Source organism: Paraburkholderia sp. 35.1 (genome assembly GCF_050436525.1).
GTDB lineage: Bacteria > Pseudomonadota > Gammaproteobacteria > Burkholderiales > Burkholderiaceae > Paraburkholderia > Paraburkholderia tuberum.
The window spans coordinates 3,301,898-3,319,908 of the sequence record NZ_JBNDMJ010000003.1 but is presented as its reverse complement, the minus strand read 5'-3'; the positions used below and the strand labels follow the sequence as shown (position 1 = coordinate 3,319,908).

The following is an 18,011-nucleotide window of genomic DNA, read 5'->3' as shown; positions in this document are numbered from 1 at the left end:
TGCTGAATTTATGAAATGGTGCGGCGCCTATTTTTCTCGTAATGTGCCGTTGCGTAACTGAAATTCATGAAGGGTCTCGATTAATATATGCAATCTCCCGTCCGCAAAGGCGACGAACTCGAACACGGCGGCGAAGTGACGGGCGGCTCGCCATGGATGAACTTCATGGGCAGGCCGCTTGCCCGCAAGGGCGACGAGGCGATCGGCGCGCAGCACGGCCCGACTCTCATCGACGAAGGTTACGCGAAGTTTCCCGACCGCGACGGCAAGAAGGTTGCCTTCCATCATTACCGCTGCGCGTGCGGTTGCCGCCTGATCTCGTCGCTGCAGAACGTCAACATCGCGTAATGCCGGTCGATCTTTCTCCCGCCGGACGCCCCAGCGCGTATCCGCCCAGGATGCGTTTCTGGCCATGGGCGGCGACGTGGTTCGTCTGTAACGTGTTCGGCCCCGTGATCGTGCTGCTTGTGTGGCCGAAGGGCGAGTCTGCAAACGGCCTCAAGTTCTGGAGCTGGGTGGTGGGGGCGCCGAACGGGTTGTTCCTGGTCCTGCTTGGGTTTGCTCGCGCGGGCTACGAGGCGTTGTGATATCGCGCGTACTGGCGCAACCATCATCGTGATCGCTGGCTGGCGGAGAAAATCCGATTCGCGCAGCGCCCGCTGCACGTACTCGAGGCAGGCTACTGCCTGCCGCTCGCGCGCAAATCCCTGGCCGAAGTTCTCGCTGGCAAGCAATCGCTCCTGAAGATGCAGAGCGCCCGCCATGGATCGGGCAAGGTCTTGTGCAACCGCTTCGAGGATCATGATCCGCTGCTGGCCGGGCTGCCCATAGCGGGTGAAGAGGAAAGCGAGGGCGGCGCAGGCGTACTGACGAAGACCGCTCCCGCTGTCCAGATGATCCGTGCTGTGCTTGAGCCGCTGGCCGGAAGTATCCAGGCACTAACCCGATACGAAAAGGCGTACTGGCCGCAGGTGCGCGTGCTGGCCGGGCCGAAGATTGCGGGCCTGCGCGTGGCTCAGGTCCGCGACGCGTTGCGGCTGGCGGCGCTGCCGCCGCTTGAGGTACAGATTGTCCCGGCATCTGACGGGCTGCTGGTGGCCGATGCCTGGCTCGATGCGCGCGAGTGCCGTCCGCTTCTCGCCGTCGCGGCAGCGTGGTACGACGATGCCATCGACGAAGGCTGTGCCGAAGGATGCGCTGCAGTGCTCTTCGGCCCCGGCTACTTCAGGCTCCCCCCGGAGGTCAGCCCGAAAGCGGCGCTGCACCGGCCCGTCCAGGGGATCGACGGTGAGGTTGAATACGGCTTCGCGAATGCCGCCATATGGGGCAAGGCCAGGGCAGCAGCAGTGACGCGCGCGTGGATTACGCGCCCGGTTGAGCACTGCGACCGGGCTCTGGCTGCTGCCGGTTTTCAGGCCGCTTCGAAGGATGCCGCGCAGTGCCGCCTGGATCGTATTGTTGGCGACGCCGGCGCAGCCAACGGCCTGCTGGCGATTGCTGCGGCCATCGAGGCTGGCGCAGCAGACGGCCCGCAACTGGTTGTCGACGGTCTGCAGTCGGCCATCCTCCACGTCATACCCGCAGAACAAACCAACGCTTCCACGCATGACGACTCACAAAAATAACCTGCAGTACACGGAGCCTGAAGCCGCCGCCAGCAAACCGGCGCCGAGCCGTGCGGCGATCTGGGGCATGCCCCTCGCAGCGCTCGTCCTCGCCATCGCCGCACTCCTGCTGGTCTGGTTCGGGAGTGACCGCCTTGGCATCGCGGATGGCGCGCCTCGCACGCGGCTATTGATTGGCATCCCGATCGTGCTGGTCATCATCGTGATCGCCCATCTGTTCGCGGTATCGACAGGCGCATACGGCGGGGCCGCCAGACTGTTCCGCTCTGAAACCGGCGATCACGCAAAGGCAGCAAAACCGCTCAAGCGCGATGTGCGGCTGCAGCGCGTGTATGAGGAGCTACGCATCTCGCACGGCTGGCGCTGGCAACGCCGCCTGCGCTGGCTGCTGGTGAACGGCCCGGACGAACGCATCGATCAGGTGGTGCCCGGTCTCAAGCAGGCGGGCGTCATGCATGTGGACGAAACCATCCTCGTGCATGTGTCGCCGGACGGGATCGAGGCGGCGAAGTGGCTCACACAGATCCGGCAACTGCGCCGCCGCTACCCGGTTGATGGCGTCGTTCATGTCGCATGCGCGGACGATACGGATACCGAACTGCCCCGCCAACTCTCGGGCATCGCTACCGCGCTCGGCTGGGCCGCGCCCGTTACGTTCCTGCATCCGGTCGAGGCGCACGGTAGCCCGTCGGAGCGCTTCGATGCCGTCGGCACCTTCATGCCGAACGAGTGGCGCAGGCAGGCGCAGGAGGCCGCCGCCCTTGCGCCGGAACTGCTGAACGAGGTCGAGCAGCGGTCTGCGGACGCGGGCGTACACCTTTGCAGCCGGAATAACCTCCGGATGACCTGGCTGATGGAGATCTCGAAGTACGTCGGCGACCATGGTGAGCGCATCGTCGATGGCCTGCGGGGGCTGGCTGCGTCGCACTGGCTGCGCGCGTCGCTCGCGGGCGTCATGTTCGCGCCGGTTTTTCCGGGGGCGACCGTCGTACCGGTACCGGTTACCAACGGCGACGGGACGCCCGGCGAGCCCGCCGACGCGCCATCGGCAGTAACCGTCAGGCGCGTGCAGCCCGCCGCGTTGCTGCCGGTATGGCGCGAGATCGCGGCGGGGGCGCCCAACTACCGGGGCCGGCGCGTCGGCTTCTACTGGCCCAACGCGCTCGCCACGCTCGTCACGGCTGCGGCGATCCTGTGGTGCGTATGGATGACGGTGTCCTTCATCGGCAACCGGCAGTTGATGCGTGAGGCCAGTCAGACAGCGCAGGCCGCTGTCGATGCAAAACCGCAAACCGCCGAGGCCTGGCGAGCCCAGCTCGCGCTCCAGCAGCTGATGGAAAAGCTTGAGTACCGTCAGCAGCATGGCGCGCCCTGGTATCTACGCGCGGGCGTTTCTTCGAACGACGCCCTTCTCGCTGCGGTGTGGCCGCCATACCGTATCGCCGCGACCCGCAATCTGCAGGCGCCGGTCGTGCAAACCATCACCGATCTGCTGAAGGCTGCGGGCGAAGCGCCGGCCGATGCACTGCAATCGCAGGACACGCGCGGCAGCACCTACAACGCGCTCAAAACCTACCTGATGCTTGGGGACCCTGCCCGCGCCGACGCCGCATTTCTGCGCCGCTCGCTTGTCGCGTTGTGGCGACGCCCGGTGGACATGGCCGAGGGCGAGCGCGACGACACGGGCCGCCGACTCGCTGCGTTTTACGCCGATCACCTGAAGGCCCACCCCGAATGGCGCATCGCACCCGACCCGAGCCTCGTGAGCGCGACGCGCAACGTGCTGGTGACGCAGATGGGCCTCGCATCGGCCGACGACACGGTGTACCGGAGCATCCTCGACGAGGTCAGAGGCAAGTACGCGGACGCATCACTCCAGACGTTGCTCAACGGTGCGGACGCGCAGGGCCTTTTCAATACGTCCCAGACGGTGCCAGGCATCTACACGCGGGCCGCATGGGACGGCATGATTGCGGACGCGATCGACAGGGCGGCACGCGAGCGACGCGTCAGCGGCGACTGGGTGCTGACCGGCGCGCAGCCATCGCAGACCATCGGCAATACGCTCGCACAGGGTGCGGTCCACACCGATGCCGCGATCGACGAAAAGCGCGCGGCGGAGCAACTGAAGCAGCGCCTCACCGCGCGCTATTTCGCGGAATACACAGCGGCCTGGCAGACCATGCTCAACAGTCTCCAGTGGCAACCGGCATCGAACCTGAACGGCGCGATCGATCAACTCACCCGTCTCGCCGACGCGCAGACCTCGCCGCTGATCGCGCTGATGAAGTCGGTGCAGTATCAGGCGCAGGCGGGACGACCCTCGCAGGCGCTGACCGATACGCTGGTCCGCAAGGCACAAAGCCTGATCGGCAACAACGACGACGCGAATGCCCCGACCGTCAATCCGCTGGACAAGTCATTCGGCCCGCTGCTTGCATTGATGGGAGAGAGCGGCGTTGCAGCGACGAACAGCGGAAACGGCAAGGCCGGTGCATCGACGAACGTCGCGCTCAGTGGCGTCAGCCTGTCGCGCTATCTGACGGCGGTCACCACGATGCGACTGAAGCTGCAGCAGATCGCAGGCAGTCCCGACACACAGGCGATGGCGCGCTCGCTCGCGCAGGCGGTCTTCCAGGGCAAGCTCTCGGAGCTGTCTCAGGCGCGTGACGATGCGGCGCTGACAGCCGCAAGTCTCGGCTCCGCATGGGCGGGCTTTGGCAATGCGGTGTTCGCACAGCCGCTCGAAGCCGCGTGGCAGACGATCCTGCAACCGGCGGCGGCCAGCCTGAACGAGGCGTGGCGCGCGAGCGTGGCCGCACCATTCAACGCGACGATGAGCGGACGCTATCCGTTTTTCGACACACAGGCTGATGCGTCTTTCGCCGAACTCGGCCGCTTCGTGCGTCCCGACACCGGCCTGATCGCCCGTTTCATCTCGACGCAACTCGCGGGCGTACTCAAGCTCGAAGGCGATCACTGGACACCGAACGAACTGGCACCACAGGCACTCCAGTTCGATCCGAAGTTCCTTGCAGGCCTGCGCCAGCTCTCGACGGTCGGCGCGCAACTCTACATAAAGGGCGATGCCAACGAGCGCTTCGAGATGATGGCCTTGCCGACGCCGAACGTCACGCGCTCGGAACTGTCGGTCGACGGCAAGCAGATCGTCTACTTTAACCAGCAGGAAAGCTGGACGCCGCTGGCCTGGCCCGGCGACGGGCTGAACGGGCATGCGGGTCTGACGTGGCAGACACTCAACGCGGGCCTGAGGCAGGCGTTCGATTCGACGGGCGACTGGGCATTCCTGCGCCTGCTCGCAAAAGCCGATGTGAAGCAGCTGGACAGTACCCGCTACCAGCTCACGTGGAACGACGCAAATGGCGACCCGTTGAGCTACGTGCTGCGCACCCAGGTCGGAGCCGGTCCGCTCGAACTGCTGAAGCTGCGCGGCTTCCAGATGCCCGAAAGGATTTTTGTTGTCGGCAAGGCTGGTGCCGCACCGATGCTTCCTCCCCTGCCACCGGAATTGCAACCATGACCGCACCCTGGAAGAAAAACCCGACTGAGCACGAGAATCCGTTCCTCAGGTACTACGACGAAGAGATGCGCTACCTGCGCGAGGCAGGCCGCGAGTTGGCGCAGGCGCAGCCTGACGCCGCGCGTCGCATGGGGATGCTCTACGGCGAACCTGAGGGGGCTGTGCGCGCGGTGAACGAAGCCTTTGCATTTCTCTCGGCGCGGCTACGCATGAAGCTCGACGACGGGATGCCCGAGGTGACCGACGCGCTGCTCGATAACCTCTATGAGCACGCGGCGCGCGCTATTCCGTCGCTTTCGATCATCGAATGCACGCCGCTGAACCGAACGGGCGCAACTGCGGTGCCGATCCCCGCCGGAGCCGTCGTACGCTCAACGCCCGTCGGTCCCGATAAGGTTCAGTGCGTGTACCGGACGACGCAGCCCGTCGAGCTGTTACCGCTCTCGGTCGAGGATGCGGTCGTCGCCGAACGCGCCGACGGGCGTACGGTGATCCGCCTGACGTTTGGTCTCTGGCTCGGGGAGCAGCGCGAGCGCATGGACCTGTCGCGTATCCGCCTGTACCTGCATGGCGACCGGTCCGCTGCGGCTACGCTATACGCGGCGCTGACGCGGCAGGTCGCGTCAATCGGGCTGCGTCTGCCGTCCGTACGGGACGGCGCCTTGCAGCCGCTGGACGGGGTGCATTTCGAGGCGGCAGGCTTCGGCCCGTCGACGCGGCTATGGCCAGTCACCGACGCGAAGCGCGACGGGCAACTGGACCGCGAGCAGACGATGCTGGAGTATTTTGTGTTCCCGCAAAAGTTCCACTTCGTCGACCTGTGCGGGTTCGATGCTGCGGCGCTGCCGGCGGGTGAAGCGCAAATGACCTTCGAGATTGAACTCGATGCCCGGATGCCTGGCGACTATCCCGTCAGCCGCGAGAATTTCCGCCTGTTCTGCACGCCTGTCATCAACCTGTTTGAGGTCGATGCGTTGCCGTTGGAACCTGTCGGCTGGCACGACAGGGAGCACTGCATCCGCGTACAGCCTGGCATCGCCTCTCATGTCGAGCCGTACGATGTACTCGCGGTGATCGCCGCCGACCCGGAGGACAGCGCACGGCACGACTACCGGGCGTTTACGAGTTTCCGGCATCGTGGCTGGGCGTTGCGTTACGAAAAGCCTGAGCGCTACTTCCATACGTCGACGCGTTTCGGTCCGCTTGGGCGGGAACTCCGGGTGACGCTGGCGGGGCAGCTATGGGCCGGAACGTACCGGCACGCAGAGAACGACGAGGACCGTCCCGATCCGGACCGCTACCTGACGGTACGCGCGCTCGCCAATAACGGGCGTCTCCCGCGCATGGCGCTGGCCGAGGCGACGATCACTGAGACCGTATCGGACTTCACCGGGATTGCATCGGTGCGCAACCTCACGGCACCGTCCATGCCGCTCTATCCGCCGCGCTATTACCCGGGCTACGACTGGCGCGTATTGGGGCACTTTACGGCGGGTGGCGGGAACGAACTGAACCGGATCCATATGGAGGGCGCACCGGCGCTGCGCGAGACGCTGGAACTCTACGACTGGACGCCAGACGACGGGGTCTCGCGTCGTATCGACGCGATCAGGGAGGTACGTTTCTCCGAGAAGCAGAAGGTGGAGCGGGCATACGTACAACGTATTGCGTGCGCATATGTCGAACTCGATCCGACCGCGTTCGACGGGCCGGGCGATGCTGGGCTATTCGGCGAAGTGCTCAATCACTTTCTGGGGCGCTACGCGAGCCTTCATGTTTCCATGCAACTGGTACTGAGCATCGGTGGCAAGGAGACCGTCTATCCTCGCATCGACTTCGAGGGAGCACCTTTGTGATGAGTGTCTGGATTTTGCGGGGTGCGCTCGGCGTGGGCCTCGCGCTGGCCGTCTCGGCGTGCGGGACCTGGCAGTCGGTGAAGGACGGCACCGTGGATGTCACACGCGCGGTGTTCGAGACGAAGGTCAAACAGATGAACCTGGTGGTGACGGCACGCGGCGCACTGAACGAGGATGTGCGTGGCGCGTCGCTTCCGGTTGTGCTGCGCATCTACCAGTTGAAGGACGACAAGCCTTTCGTCACAGCGACCTACGCGCAACTGCTCGCGGGCAACGAGGCGCTGAAGGCCGCGACGCTCTGGAGCCGGGACGTGACGCTGGGACCGGGGCAGACATTGAAGATCTCGGAGCCGATCGGCGACGCAGTGAACTACGTAGGCGTGGCGGCGTTCTTCCACAATACGGCCAACACCGAATGGTCCGTGCTCGTGCCGAAATCACAGTGGAAGAAGACCGATCCAGTGAGGCTGCTGGCAGTGGACCGCACACTGCAAATTGACGCGGAGCATCGATGAGGCTTCTGTACAGCCGGATGGTGGCCGTTACCGGGTAGTCAGTTGCATGTGTAGAAGGTAGGACTTGGTTCGACAGACGATGTGAGGTCGTCGATCTCAGTGCGGCCGCTTTCGGTCACTCAACCAGTCCCTATATAGTTGTAGTGAAGCGGCGAATGTTTTTTTGACTTTGTGAGAAATTCGGGGGAAGTATGCGCGACGAGTTGATGACCGAAGCGTTGTGTTGGGAACTCGAAAAGATGATCACGGTAGAGTACGCACGTGCAGTAAGGGCTACCGAGGACTGGGTTTTCTACTGTCCGCACGAGATCTGCCTAACGAACGTTCACACCCGAACGTGGAAAAATACATATTTCGCCGCTCGCCCCAGACACGTCAGCGGATGTCCGGATGAGGCGCCTTCGTCAGAGTCCTCCATAATTCCCGGTGCACCGAAGCGCAAACCTGTGCAAGTCAGGGAGAAGCCAATACCCAACCTGCTGGGGCCACAGCCTGCGCTAAAGCAAAAGTCCCGCGCCCCAACAAAAGAAGAACTCTTGCAGCTGTCCCGGGCGGTGCGACATATTCCAGCGCTATACCCGGGCACGCTGGAAGAAGTTGTTGACGCCTGGATCCGGATTGCGCCAAAAGAACGAGACCAACGAGCACTGACAATTGGCAATCAGGAACTGACCTACAAGAGTGCCTTTAGATTCCTTGGTGGGGCTTCTGACGACGTAAACTCGCTTGATCCCTACCGACAGATCATTTTCGGCGCCGCGACTGTAGAGAGATGGAAGCAGTGGATTCTAGTGAAAAGCAGAAAGAAGTTCTCGGCCGGAGAGGCAACGGTGCCTCTGCGTCTGGCAGTGAAGCAAGACGAGGCGCCGTGCTGGCTCCCAGAACTTGTCGATCGGCCGGCGACACTCTTCTGGCATGGCGTGATACCCGAGTTGGGCGCGAAGAAGGATGCGTACCGGTTTGCGGTCGATTTCGACTTGCTTCATGCAGGGTTCACCGTTCGGGCCGAGCATTTGATGCCGTGACCCCCCACCTCGCCAATCAAGGCGATCGGAAGTGGTTTCGATATAAGGTGGGCTAAGGCTTGGAGTCCAGAAAAATAGGGGAGATTCTTGCCGATGCAGAATCTCCCCACTTTTCACACCTACTCGGGCCGGTTCTTTTCGCGGGCCGCTTTCAGGATGCGAACCGTCGCCGTCAGAGTCTCCCGATCCGGCACAGAACAAGCAACACGTCGCGCCATGCGTCCTTCGATTCGCGATAGCCGTCGGCGATCGCCACGCGCTCCTTCGTTCCATCCGGCTTCACGCCGATGATGACCAGCAGCCACTGGCCGTCAGAATCGTCAGTGCGCAGTCCGGTATGAATGCCGTCGGCCCACCAGTAGAACCAGCGCGCGCCTGACAGGTCACGCCGGTTCCATAGCAGGTGCTCCTCGGCCCATTGCGCCTTCAGGCGGCTGACCACGTTCGGTGAAAGCCCTTTAGCCTGTTCACCCAGGAGCACGCTGAGCGCCTCACTCATGTTGCCGGTCGATACGCCGCGCAGATAGAGCCACGGCAACGCCGCCGACACACGTGGTGACTTGCGGATGTATGGCGGCACAATGTTCGAATTGAACTTCACTCCCGAACCTGAGCGGTCGCGTACCTTCGGTACCTTGACCGGAACCGGACCGATCGCCGTGACGACCTCACGCGCCGGCAGATAGCCGTTGCGCACCACGGCGCGCCGGCCGTCGAGCGTCTTCACGTTCCCGTACTGTTCGAGCAATGTCGCCAATTCTGCCTCGATCGCTTGCTGGATGATCTGTCGCGCGCCTTGCTGGATCAGCTCATCAAGGCTGCCGACGCCTGCTGCTGCTTTACCGTCGTTCGTTTCTTCCGTAAGCTTCTTCATGGTGGTGGATTCCGGTTCGCTGGTTCGTTACTCTCGACAAGCAACATTCTCAGCTAACCGCCACCGCCTTCTCAAATCCCCGCCTCATCCCCATACACCACTTCTGACGATAACTCATCAGACTGATTGCGTGACAACTGATGTAACAAACGAATGTTGAGGTGCCGCGATGCAGTACGAATATGGAACATTTCACATCGATTGCCGGGCGCACCGCGCTAACGATGGTCGTTACGTTGCGAGAGCCAGAATCAGTCGCAGACCGGGCGACGCGGAAGACCGCGTCGAAACGCATGATTCAGGTGATATCGATTCGTTCGCCGACGAGGCCGATGCCATATCTTGCGCGAAAGCGTGGGCTATCAAATGGTGCGACGAAAACTGGGACTGAGCCGCGCACGGCGGTTCCGCATACTTGACGATGGAGACCGACATGGCTGAGCGGCGAGAGCAGCTTGACGAGTACAACGGCTTCGTCGTGCTGGCCAAACCAGCCTGAATGCATCGAGTTTCTCAGGAAATGCACGACACTGGATTTCTAAAGAGGTGAGCCGGACGAGCGCCCGGGCCGCGCCAGATCGAGTCAACGGGGAATGCGCATCCATGCCACCGACTCGAGCTGATTGGGGAACTATCTTCCTGGAGGCCTGACAGACCGGTACGAGCGCTTACACCGCTCACGTCTATAAGTTCCGTCACGCGGATTCAATTGGGGAGGAAAATCGATGAAAAAGTGGCTCGACCTGAACGCGTTTCTGGGTATCTCTGCCAGCGAGTGGGTCTATGCGGCGATCGCGACCATCGTCAGCTACCTGGCGTTGATCTATCTGCTGAAGTTCGCCATCACGCGCCTTTCGATGCTGTCCCAACGAACGTCAACCCGTCTCGACGATATGCTGGTTCAGGTCATTGAAGGCACGCACCGGCTTACGCTACTCGCGGCAGCAGCGCTGGTCGGCACGAAGTTTCTGACATTGCCGGACAGGTGGGACGCCCGTCTTGGCCATCTCTGGTTTCTCATCATCGGTTTTCAGCTGGCCCTGTGGATAAACCGTGGCGTGACGCTATGGACCGAGAGGCGGCGGGAAGCGACAGAGACGCTCGCCCACAATCCGGTCATCACAACCATGCTGTCGTGGACGTTGCGCGCGCTGCTGTGGTCCGTTCTTATGCTGGCGGTGCTCGCCAACATGGGCGTGAACATCACCGCGTTTGTCGCGAGCCTGGGTGTGGGTGGTGTTGCCGTCGCACTCGCGGTACAAAGCATTCTGAGTGATCTTTTCGCCTCGCTGGCCATCGGACTCGACAAGCCATTCGAGATTGGCGACTTCATCGTCTTCGATGAGATTGCCGGGAGCATCGAGCACATCGGACTCAAGACCACGCGCATCCGGAGTCTGAGTGGAGAACAGATCGTTTGCAGCAATACCGAACTGCTGAAAAACACGATTCACAACTACAAGCGAATGGCCGAGCGGCGCATTCTGTTCAATTTCAGGGTGACATACGATGCGAGTCCCGAGCAATTGCGCGCCGTTCCTGCCATGGTACAGAAGGCAGTCGAATCCGCCGGAAAGACCCGCTTTGATCGTGCGCATTTCAAGGGGTTCGGCGACAGCTCGCTCGATTTCGAAGTCGTGTATTACGTCACCGATCCCGCCTATAACCTGTACATGGACATACAGCAGGGAATCAATCTCGAGTTGATGACGCAATTTGGTAGACGGGGTATTGAATTCGCTTTCCCGACGCGCACGCTCCACGTCGTGAACAAGCAACAGGCGGAGGACGGTGCAAAGAGGTCATCGTTCGCGCCGCACGCAGAATTGGCTACTCGAGAGGCACAATAAACGCTTCCGAATACCGCCCGGGCCGTTCCTGAGCGTGTTCGGGTTTATGCCTGGGACAGGATTTCAGGCGCCTGGCTGCCCCACGCGTCTGCCGGATGACCTGTTTGGCAACCGCGCATACTCCCGTTTCCCAAGGCACGGTTGGAGTCCGGATGCAGAAAATTCAACATAGATTTCCCGTGCGAATCTGATCACCTGATCCAGCGCCGCCGGTCCGCTCAATCCAGCCCAGAACCTTCATCCCCCACCACGCCGCATGCTCGACATCATTGCTATCTGTCTGGTCGTCACCGCGCTACTGGCGTATGTGAATCACCGCTTTCTGAGGCTTCCGACGACGATCGGCGTCATGGTAACGGCGCTCGGACTCTCCCTTGCGATCGTTGGACTGGACAAGCTTGGCGTCGCGCACGGTCTGCGCGTTGCAGAAGAGCATCTCGTCAACTCGATCAATTTCAGTGAGGTGCTTCTGCAAGGCATGCTGTCGCTTTTGCTGTTCGCCGGCGCGATGCATGTGGATTTACGCAAGCTGAAGGCTTTCCGGACCCAGATCATCAGTCTGGCTGTGCTCAGTACGGCGACCTCCACGCTGCTGATCGGATTCGCGATGTGGAAACTGCTCCCCCTTTGCGGAGTCGAACTCGCGCTGCCCTTCTGCCTGCTGTTCGGCGCCCTGATTTCGCCGACGGACCCCGTCGCGGTGATGGGCATCCTGAAGTCCGCAGGCGCGCCCGAAGGCCTGAAGGTGGTCATTACTGGAGAGTCGCTCTTCAACGACGGCGTCGGGGTCGTGCTTTTCTCTCTGCTGCTCACGATGGCCAGCACGGGCGTCACTCCATCCGTCCAGACGGGGTTGGCTGCATTTATCCTGGAAGCCGGCGGCGGCCTGCTATTCGGCGGCGTCGTAGGCTATCTGACATATCGGCTGCTCAAAAGCGTCGACCATTACCAAGTCGAGGTCCTGATGACGCTCGCATCGGTGATCGGCGGCTACGCGCTCGCTAATCATCTGCATGTCTCCGGGCCACTCGCCATGGTGGTTGCGGGCGTGATGATCGGCAACCGCGGCCGCGCCGACGCGATGTCCGAGACGACCCGGCGATACGTGGACATGTTCTGGGAGTTGATCGATGAGATTCTGAATGCCGTTCTTTTTGTATTGATCGGCATGGAGGTTCTGCTCGTCGAGTTCCCCGGCAGGATACTACTCGCTGGCGCCGGTGCGGCACTGATCGCACTGCTCGCGCGACTGGTTTCTGTGGGACTGCCTGTCATGCTGCTTGGGCGGGCGTCCCGGCTACCGAAAGGAGCGTGGAGTGTGCTTACATGGGGCGGGCTGCGTGGTGGCATTTCCGTTGCACTGGCACTATCGATTCAGCCTGGACCGGGGCGCGACATCGTCCTCGCGTTGACGTACTGTGTGGTCGTTTCGTCGATCCTGGGTCAGGGGCTCACGGTTGGCTGGATTATCCGTCGGGCAGCAGGCGTCAAGGAAGAATGAAAACGGTCCGTATGCGGTGGCCAGTTACGACAAAAGGATTGCCAGGCGTCGACCGCTAACGACAGCGCGTGAGACGCGATCTCGAGCATATCGTCTATGTGACCGGCCCTGGATTGTCCTGCACAAATTGTGCGCCAGGGTCATCAGGCGTCACGCCCAGAAGATTCATGGTCTTCGCCGCGATATCCGAGAAGGCAGGTCCTGCGACTGCGCCGCCGAAATGCGAGCCCACGTGGGGCCGGTCGATCGACACCGCGATGATCACCCTCGGATGTTGTGCCGGGACAATCCCAACGAACGACGCCCGATACTGACTGCGGTCGTAGCCGCGCGCGGTCCAACGATATGCGGTTCCGGTCTTGCCTGCGGCCGTATAGCCCGGTACGGCTGCCTGTGGTGCTGTACCGTCCTCGGACACCACGGACTCAAGCATGGTGAGCACTTCCGCCGCGACGCGTGGCGAATAAATGCGTCGACCATGCGCCGGCATACCATGTCGCGGATGAATCGTAGCGGGTACAAACAGACCTTCATTGCCGAACACCGTGTACATTTGCGCCAGTTGCAGCAACGACGCGGACAGACCGTAGCCATACGACATCGTTGCCTGCTCGATCCGCCGCCAGTTCTGGTAAGGACGCAGCGTGCCGGTTGCCGCGCCCGGCAACCCCGCGCGCGGCGCCCGACCCAGCCCGACAGCATGGAAGTTGTTCCACATGTCGTGTGGCTTCATCAGCAGCGCGATTTTTGTCGTGCCCACGTTGCTTGACTTCTGCACGACGCCGCTAACCGTCAAAGTGCCGAAGTTCTTGTCGTCGTGAATCACGGCCCCGTCGAGTCGCAGCCTTCCACCGTTGGTCGGTACCACGGAGCGAGGCGATACCTCATTGCGTTGCAACGCCAGTGCGATCGTCAGGGGCTTCATGACCGAGCCCGGCTCGAACACATCGGTGACAGCGTAGTTGCGCATCGCCTCGCCCGTTCTTCTGCGGCGGGTGTTCGGATCGAAACTCGGCCAGTTTGCCATTGCAAGAATCTCGCCAGTGTGTGCGTCCAGAACGATCGCCGAGCCTGAATGTGCATCGGTGCGCTCAACGGCATCACGCAAGGCTTTGAAGGTTGCGTACTGGACGGGCTCATCGATGGTGAGCGTCACGTCCTTGCCGGCGATGGGACGTTGCAGCGCAAGCGTATCGATGACCTGCCCTTGAGCGTTTCGCAGCACGCGGCGCCTGCCATTGCCACCGGTCAGTAGGCGATTATCGACTTTTTCAATGCCCTCCAGACCATTACCGTCGACGCCAGCGAAACCGGTGACATGCGCCACAATGCTGCCTTCCGGATAGTAGCGACGGTAATCTGGTTGGGCATAAACGCCCGGCACATCGAGAAGCATCGCCCGCTGCGCAACATCCAGGGGCACCTGCCGCTTGAGGTAGACAAATGATTTGTGGGACGCCGCCATTGCGCCGATCCGGTCCGCGTCAATGTCGAGCAACTTACCCAGTGCAGATGCCTGGTCGGACGAGACCGTGTCCGCACCGTCCGCATCCAGCCATAACGTGCGCGTCGGAAGGCTGACCGCCAGCGCTCTCCCGTCGCGGTCGAGAATGCGTCCACGCGTCGCATGAATGCTGAACTCGCGCACCTGTCGAAGTTCCCCCTGCTTCTGATAAAACCTATCGTTGATCCCCTGCACCCACGCCGCTCGCGCAGCGAGGACGAGAAACCCCAATGAGAAAGCCGCTCCCAGCGCGTGCGAACGCCAACGCGGCAGCGCATGTGGTCTAGTCGAAATTGGCGAAAAATTGATGGACCTGGAGCGGAAACGCATTGAGTGATTTCAGAGGAGATGACCTTCGCCACCTGGACGGGAGCGACCGCCAACATGGGCAGTGCGAGGAAGCATCGGAGCCTAGGATCTCCGAAATACTAGCACGAGCCCCTCTGCGCTCGATCTCTACCGCACACAGCCTTTCACAAACGACATATAGATGTGATCTGTCGTCCAGCTCAGTCGCGCCCGAGTAAATGGGTGCACCTTCAAACACATCATGCGTTCGTGAGCACGATGTGAGCATGGCGCATCCAAATGCCGCGGCAAGCATCCAGTTCCTTCTCGTTCGGCAGTGATGCGAGTATCGCTCCGCTCCGGCAATCCCGACTCGCAGCACTGCTGCGTAATTGTCGTGGGCATCCCCGCTTCGGGCAAAGCGTGCAGAAAGCCGGTTTAAGGCTGCGTGTATACTCGCGGTTTGTTGCCCTATTGATAAGTGCCCCCTGCGGGCTTGCTACCGAATGAAGGTTATCACCAGTCTTTTTTTTCTCGTCGTATGTTGCTGGACCTATCACCTCGCTCATGCGCAACCGAAACCCTCACCACTAGCCGACTACGCCTTTCTCAGACGCATCCATGTTCGCGAAGCGGTCGTAAATTGCATCGCGGCGTTCGACCAATGGGTTCGAACCGGTCAGCGCTACGATTCAATTATCGTCTCGGCGGGCAATGCGTTACACGCAAAGGTATTGCCCGGCAGAGGCGCGCAAGAATCAGGGCAATCGGCAACACTCGATGCAACGGTAGATATGCCTGCAGTCGCCAAGCTTCGACAAAAGTATGTGTGGATTCCTGTCACGGCTTCCTGTGGTGTCTGGAAGAAGCACGTCGTTTCCTTTTCACTTAGGCCTAGAGAGCGACGCCCATAAAGCGCACGCTGGCTGCCGTTGCACTCGAAGCTTTTAACGACTTTACTGGTAGTCATGCTTGTCCGAGCGCGTCAGCGCGATTGGCAAGGCGTCTGCAGAAAAACGAATGCTACACACGCCGTAGCAGTCGGAAGAATGGGGCTGGCCAGCAGCCAGAGGGCACTGACGGATTCGTCAGAAAATCCCCGTCGCACAAGGATGATCTCGGCCGGACTGGGTGCGTTGGCGATGACCGTTAGCCCTCCCCCCGATCACCGCGCCTGCAACCAGCAGATATCTGGCTTCATGCGATAGCCTGCCGCCGATCTCGTGCCCGTTGTCCTAGCCGACACTCGCATTCTTTCCTTGACGCTCTGTCAAATTAGCCATCACTCGGCGGGAAGCCGATAACGTCACGTGGTCGATCGAAGATTCGGATACCGCGAAGCTGCGAACGTCAGGCACCTAACATAGTCAGCGACCAGCGTTCGATCCTTCAACAACATCGCAATCCGGGCGTGCGGCAAAATCCACCTGCCGTCGCTAGCTCGCGAAACTTGTTTCATTGACACACCGCTGGAATAACGGTTCGATCGCCGACCCGAGCTTTGAGGCCGCCGCGCAAAACCGCGCAAATCAGTCAACGGTGGGCGTTGCGAAACGCAACCTCGGCGACGGACGCAACGCCCCAGCGCGTTGCGCGCTCAGCGGTGGCGCATGGTTCGGATCCAGCGCCGCAGCTCGATCGCGTCCTGAAAGTGCGCGTGCGGATTCGGAGCGCCGAGCAGCACGATCACCATCATGTGTCCGCTCACCGGCGTCATCACGATCAGGCAATGACCGGCCTCGTTCGTAAAGCCTGTTTTCTGCAGCGCAACGTGCCATGACGCGCGATGCACGAGCGGATCGGTGTTGTGATACATCAGCGGGCCGTCGCCGCCAAGAACGACTTGCCTATGGGACGTCGAATACGCTTGTATCTTCGGATACCGGTACGCGGCGCTTGCGAGTTTCACCAGATCGCGCGCGCTCGATACGTTCTGCGGCGACAGTCCGGTCGGATCGACGAAATGGCTGTGAGTCATATGCAGACGCCGCGCCTTGCGATTCATCGCTTTGACAAAGCCGGCACGTCCACCCGAATAATCACGGCTCAGCGCAAATGCCGCGCGATTCTCCGACGACATCAGCGCGATATGCAGCATCGTTCGACGCAGCAGCAGCGAGCCGACCGGCAGGCGCGAGCGCGACCACTTCAAGCGGTCGACATCGGCGTCCGTGATGCGTGACGGCTTGACCAGCGAGCGTTTCGAGTCGATCACCACCATTGCGGTCACAAGTTTGGTCAACGACGCAATCGGGAGGCGCTGATCCGCATGCTTCATATACAGCGCGCGCCCGGTCGTCAGATCGACGACCATCGCAGCGCGCGCGAGCACCGCGGGTTTCGCCACGACGCGTTTGATATGACGGGCGCGCGCCATCGCCGGACCGGCGAATAAGGAGAACAAAACCAGGATCAGGATGCACGCACGCATGTCCCGACGCTCACGAAACATCGGCCGGACGTATTGCCTGCTGCGCGAGCCGGGCGCGCCCGGTCCGTGGCAGCGGGAGTGGCGGCGAGCAAAGCGCCGGCGCATCCGTCGCGTGGACGCAAGGGGTCGAACGGAAAAAAAGGAGTTTGCCGGTGCGTGCTGCCGGCACTTCGAATGTGGGAAAACTCATGAAGGAACGGCGGGAAGCGGTGATATTGAACGACGGCGACTCGGCTCGCGTGCCGTCACGAATGAAGAGAGGCCGGACCCGATGCCAACTTTGCATGGCCAGGCCCGCCACGCTCATTCGCGCTACGCACGCGTCGCGAAGCTCGGGCTTGTTCGGATACCGCTGTCGGTGCGCTTGCCTAACATCTGTCCGCATGCCTTCGGGGCGACCGTGTCTTCGGAGGGGTAACCGTAGAGATCGAAACTTAAGCGAAACTTAAAACGTCAATCGATTCACAGGGTCGGCACCGCGAAAGCGAAGCCCGGGGTCAAGCGTGAGAACTCAGTAATGGGCAGCGTGCGCGTTCCGCAACCGGCCCGGACGGCCCGCCGCGGCAGCGAGGTTGGTGATCGGGATCACCTGCCGCGAATATAGGACACTCCGAAAACAAAAGGATGCCCACCCGAGACCGGCGGGATCATCGTGGCTGGCTGAGGCCCCCTTCCAAGGTCGAGCGCGCCGTGCCAATCGTGGCTTGAGCAGTTTCCTCTAGTGTGCGTTCACGACGAGCGTCCGTTCGTTGCTGTGATGAGGTGAGTAGACCCGGGGAGTTGCACCCCGAGCCTCTCGCAGAACCGAACGTGAGCCTCTCGACTCATTCGGCTCCCGTTATCCAACCGATACCCCTACGACACGCCAGTGGACAAACAACCTGGGGTGGGCGAAATTCATCTTGCGTAGCCATTCCGCACTACATCGCTTGCGCTGCCGCAGCCTCCTGTACTTTCGTCGAGCCCACCGCATAAGCCGTAGGTCGATGTAGCCGAAGAGG

The 18,011-nt window shown here is 61.6% G+C and carries 12 protein-coding genes and 2 pseudogenes; 10 read left to right on the top strand and 4 right to left on the bottom strand.

Going from position 1 to position 18,011, the window contains the following annotated elements; all coding sequences use genetic code 11:
• The first annotated feature begins 87 nt into the window (after window positions 1-87).
• The 7 genes from OKW27_RS35570 to OKW27_RS35540 all read left to right on the top strand — a co-directional run bounded on the left by OKW27_RS35570 (window position 88) and on the right by OKW27_RS35540 (window position 8,562).
• On the top strand, window positions 88-348 hold the full coding sequence (locus tag OKW27_RS35570; protein ID WP_429336212.1) for a PAAR domain-containing protein: 261 nt from the start codon (window positions 88-90) through the stop codon (window positions 346-348).
• A gap of 50 nt (window positions 349-398) precedes the next feature.
• On the top strand, window positions 399-587 hold the full coding sequence (locus OKW27_RS35565; RefSeq protein ID WP_429336211.1) for a hypothetical protein: 189 nt from the start codon (window positions 399-401) through the stop codon (window positions 585-587).
• 159 nt (window positions 588-746) lie between these two features.
• Window positions 747-1,625: a hypothetical protein gene (locus tag OKW27_RS35560; RefSeq protein ID WP_429336210.1), complete on the top strand. Its 879-nt coding sequence runs from the start codon at window positions 747-749 to the stop codon at window positions 1,623-1,625.
• The gene (locus OKW27_RS35555) at window positions 1,606-5,166 is read left to right on the top strand and encodes an ImcF-related family protein (RefSeq protein ID WP_429336209.1); all 3,561 of its coding nucleotides are present in this window, start codon (window positions 1,606-1,608) and stop codon (window positions 5,164-5,166) included. The genes OKW27_RS35560 and OKW27_RS35555 overlap by 20 nt, the downstream gene beginning before the upstream one ends.
• Window positions 5,163-7,022 carry a type VI secretion system baseplate subunit TssF gene (gene tssF / locus OKW27_RS35550; RefSeq protein WP_429336208.1) on the top strand — a complete coding sequence of 620 codons (1,860 nt, stop codon included), beginning with the start codon at window positions 5,163-5,165 and terminating at the stop codon, window positions 7,020-7,022. Before OKW27_RS35555 ends, tssF begins: the two co-directional genes overlap by 4 nt.
• Window positions 7,022-7,537 (top strand): type VI secretion system lipoprotein TssJ, encoded by a 516-nt coding sequence (gene tssJ, locus OKW27_RS35545; RefSeq protein ID WP_429336207.1) that lies wholly within the window; start codon window positions 7,022-7,024, stop codon window positions 7,535-7,537. The genes tssF and tssJ overlap by 1 nt, the downstream gene beginning before the upstream one ends.
• 206 nt (window positions 7,538-7,743) lie before the next feature.
• A complete protein-coding gene (locus OKW27_RS35540) occupies window positions 7,744-8,562 on the top strand; it encodes a hypothetical protein (RefSeq protein WP_143037149.1) in 819 nt (272 codons plus the stop codon).
• Window positions 8,563-8,764: 202 nt separating this feature from the next.
• Here the strand turns inward: OKW27_RS35540 and OKW27_RS35535 are convergent.
• Window positions 8,765-9,436: pseudogene (locus OKW27_RS35535) on the bottom strand (transposase); the annotation flags it as partial.
• Window positions 9,437-10,161: 725 nt separating this feature from the next.
• On the opposite strand from OKW27_RS35535, the gene OKW27_RS35530 reads away from it, so the two are divergent.
• Window positions 10,162-11,286, top strand: a complete 1,125-nt coding sequence (locus OKW27_RS35530) for a mechanosensitive ion channel family protein (protein WP_429336206.1) — start codon at window positions 10,162-10,164, stop codon at window positions 11,284-11,286.
• 256 nt (window positions 11,287-11,542) lie between these two features.
• Complete coding sequence (locus tag OKW27_RS35525) at window positions 11,543-12,787, top strand: cation:proton antiporter (RefSeq protein WP_429336205.1); 1,245 nt, start codon at window positions 11,543-11,545, stop codon at window positions 12,785-12,787.
• A gap of 94 nt (window positions 12,788-12,881) precedes the next feature.
• Here OKW27_RS35525 and OKW27_RS35520 read toward each other — a convergent pair whose 3' ends face one another.
• The gene (locus OKW27_RS35520; protein ID WP_429336204.1) at window positions 12,882-14,486 is read right to left on the bottom strand and encodes a peptidoglycan D,D-transpeptidase FtsI family protein; all 1,605 of its coding nucleotides are present in this window, start codon (window positions 14,484-14,486) and stop codon (window positions 12,882-12,884) included.
• 599 nt (window positions 14,487-15,085) lie between these two features.
• Here OKW27_RS35520 and OKW27_RS35515 point away from each other — a divergent pair.
• Window positions 15,086-15,493: a BspC domain-containing protein gene (locus tag OKW27_RS35515; RefSeq protein ID WP_429336203.1), complete on the top strand. Its 408-nt coding sequence runs from the start codon at window positions 15,086-15,088 to the stop codon at window positions 15,491-15,493.
• Between the two features lie 71 nt (window positions 15,494-15,564).
• Here the strand turns inward: OKW27_RS35515 and OKW27_RS35510 are convergent.
• Window positions 15,565-15,787: pseudogene (locus tag OKW27_RS35510) on the bottom strand (putative Na+/H+ antiporter); the annotation flags it as partial.
• A gap of 389 nt (window positions 15,788-16,176) precedes the next feature.
• Window positions 16,177-16,926 (bottom strand): peptidase S11, encoded by a 750-nt coding sequence (locus OKW27_RS35505; protein WP_429336202.1) that lies wholly within the window; start codon window positions 16,924-16,926, stop codon window positions 16,177-16,179.
• Window positions 16,927-18,011: the final 1,085 nt, after the last annotated feature.

Bases quoted from the DNA above. Each gene is read 5' to 3' on its own strand.
- OKW27_RS35570 (WP_429336212.1), top strand. From the start codon at position 88: ATGCAATCTCCCGTCCGCAAAGGCGACGAACTCGAACACGGCGGCGAA.
- OKW27_RS35565 (WP_429336211.1), top strand. From the start codon at position 399: ATGCGTTTCTGGCCATGGGCGGCGACGTGGTTCGTCTGTAACGTGTTC.
- OKW27_RS35560 (WP_429336210.1), top strand. From the start codon at position 747: ATGCAGAGCGCCCGCCATGGATCGGGCAAGGTCTTGTGCAACCGCTTC.
- OKW27_RS35555 (WP_429336209.1), top strand. From the start codon at position 1,606: ATGACGACTCACAAAAATAACCTGCAGTACACGGAGCCTGAAGCCGCC.
- tssF (WP_429336208.1), top strand. From the start codon at position 5,163: ATGACCGCACCCTGGAAGAAAAACCCGACTGAGCACGAGAATCCGTTC.
- tssJ (WP_429336207.1), top strand. From the start codon at position 7,022: ATGAGTGTCTGGATTTTGCGGGGTGCGCTCGGCGTGGGCCTCGCGCTG.
- OKW27_RS35540 (WP_143037149.1), top strand. From the start codon at position 7,744: ATGACCGAAGCGTTGTGTTGGGAACTCGAAAAGATGATCACGGTAGAG.
- OKW27_RS35530 (WP_429336206.1), top strand. From the start codon at position 10,162: ATGAAAAAGTGGCTCGACCTGAACGCGTTTCTGGGTATCTCTGCCAGC.
- OKW27_RS35525 (WP_429336205.1), top strand. From the start codon at position 11,543: ATGCTCGACATCATTGCTATCTGTCTGGTCGTCACCGCGCTACTGGCG.
- OKW27_RS35515 (WP_429336203.1), top strand. From the start codon at position 15,086: ATGAAGGTTATCACCAGTCTTTTTTTTCTCGTCGTATGTTGCTGGACC.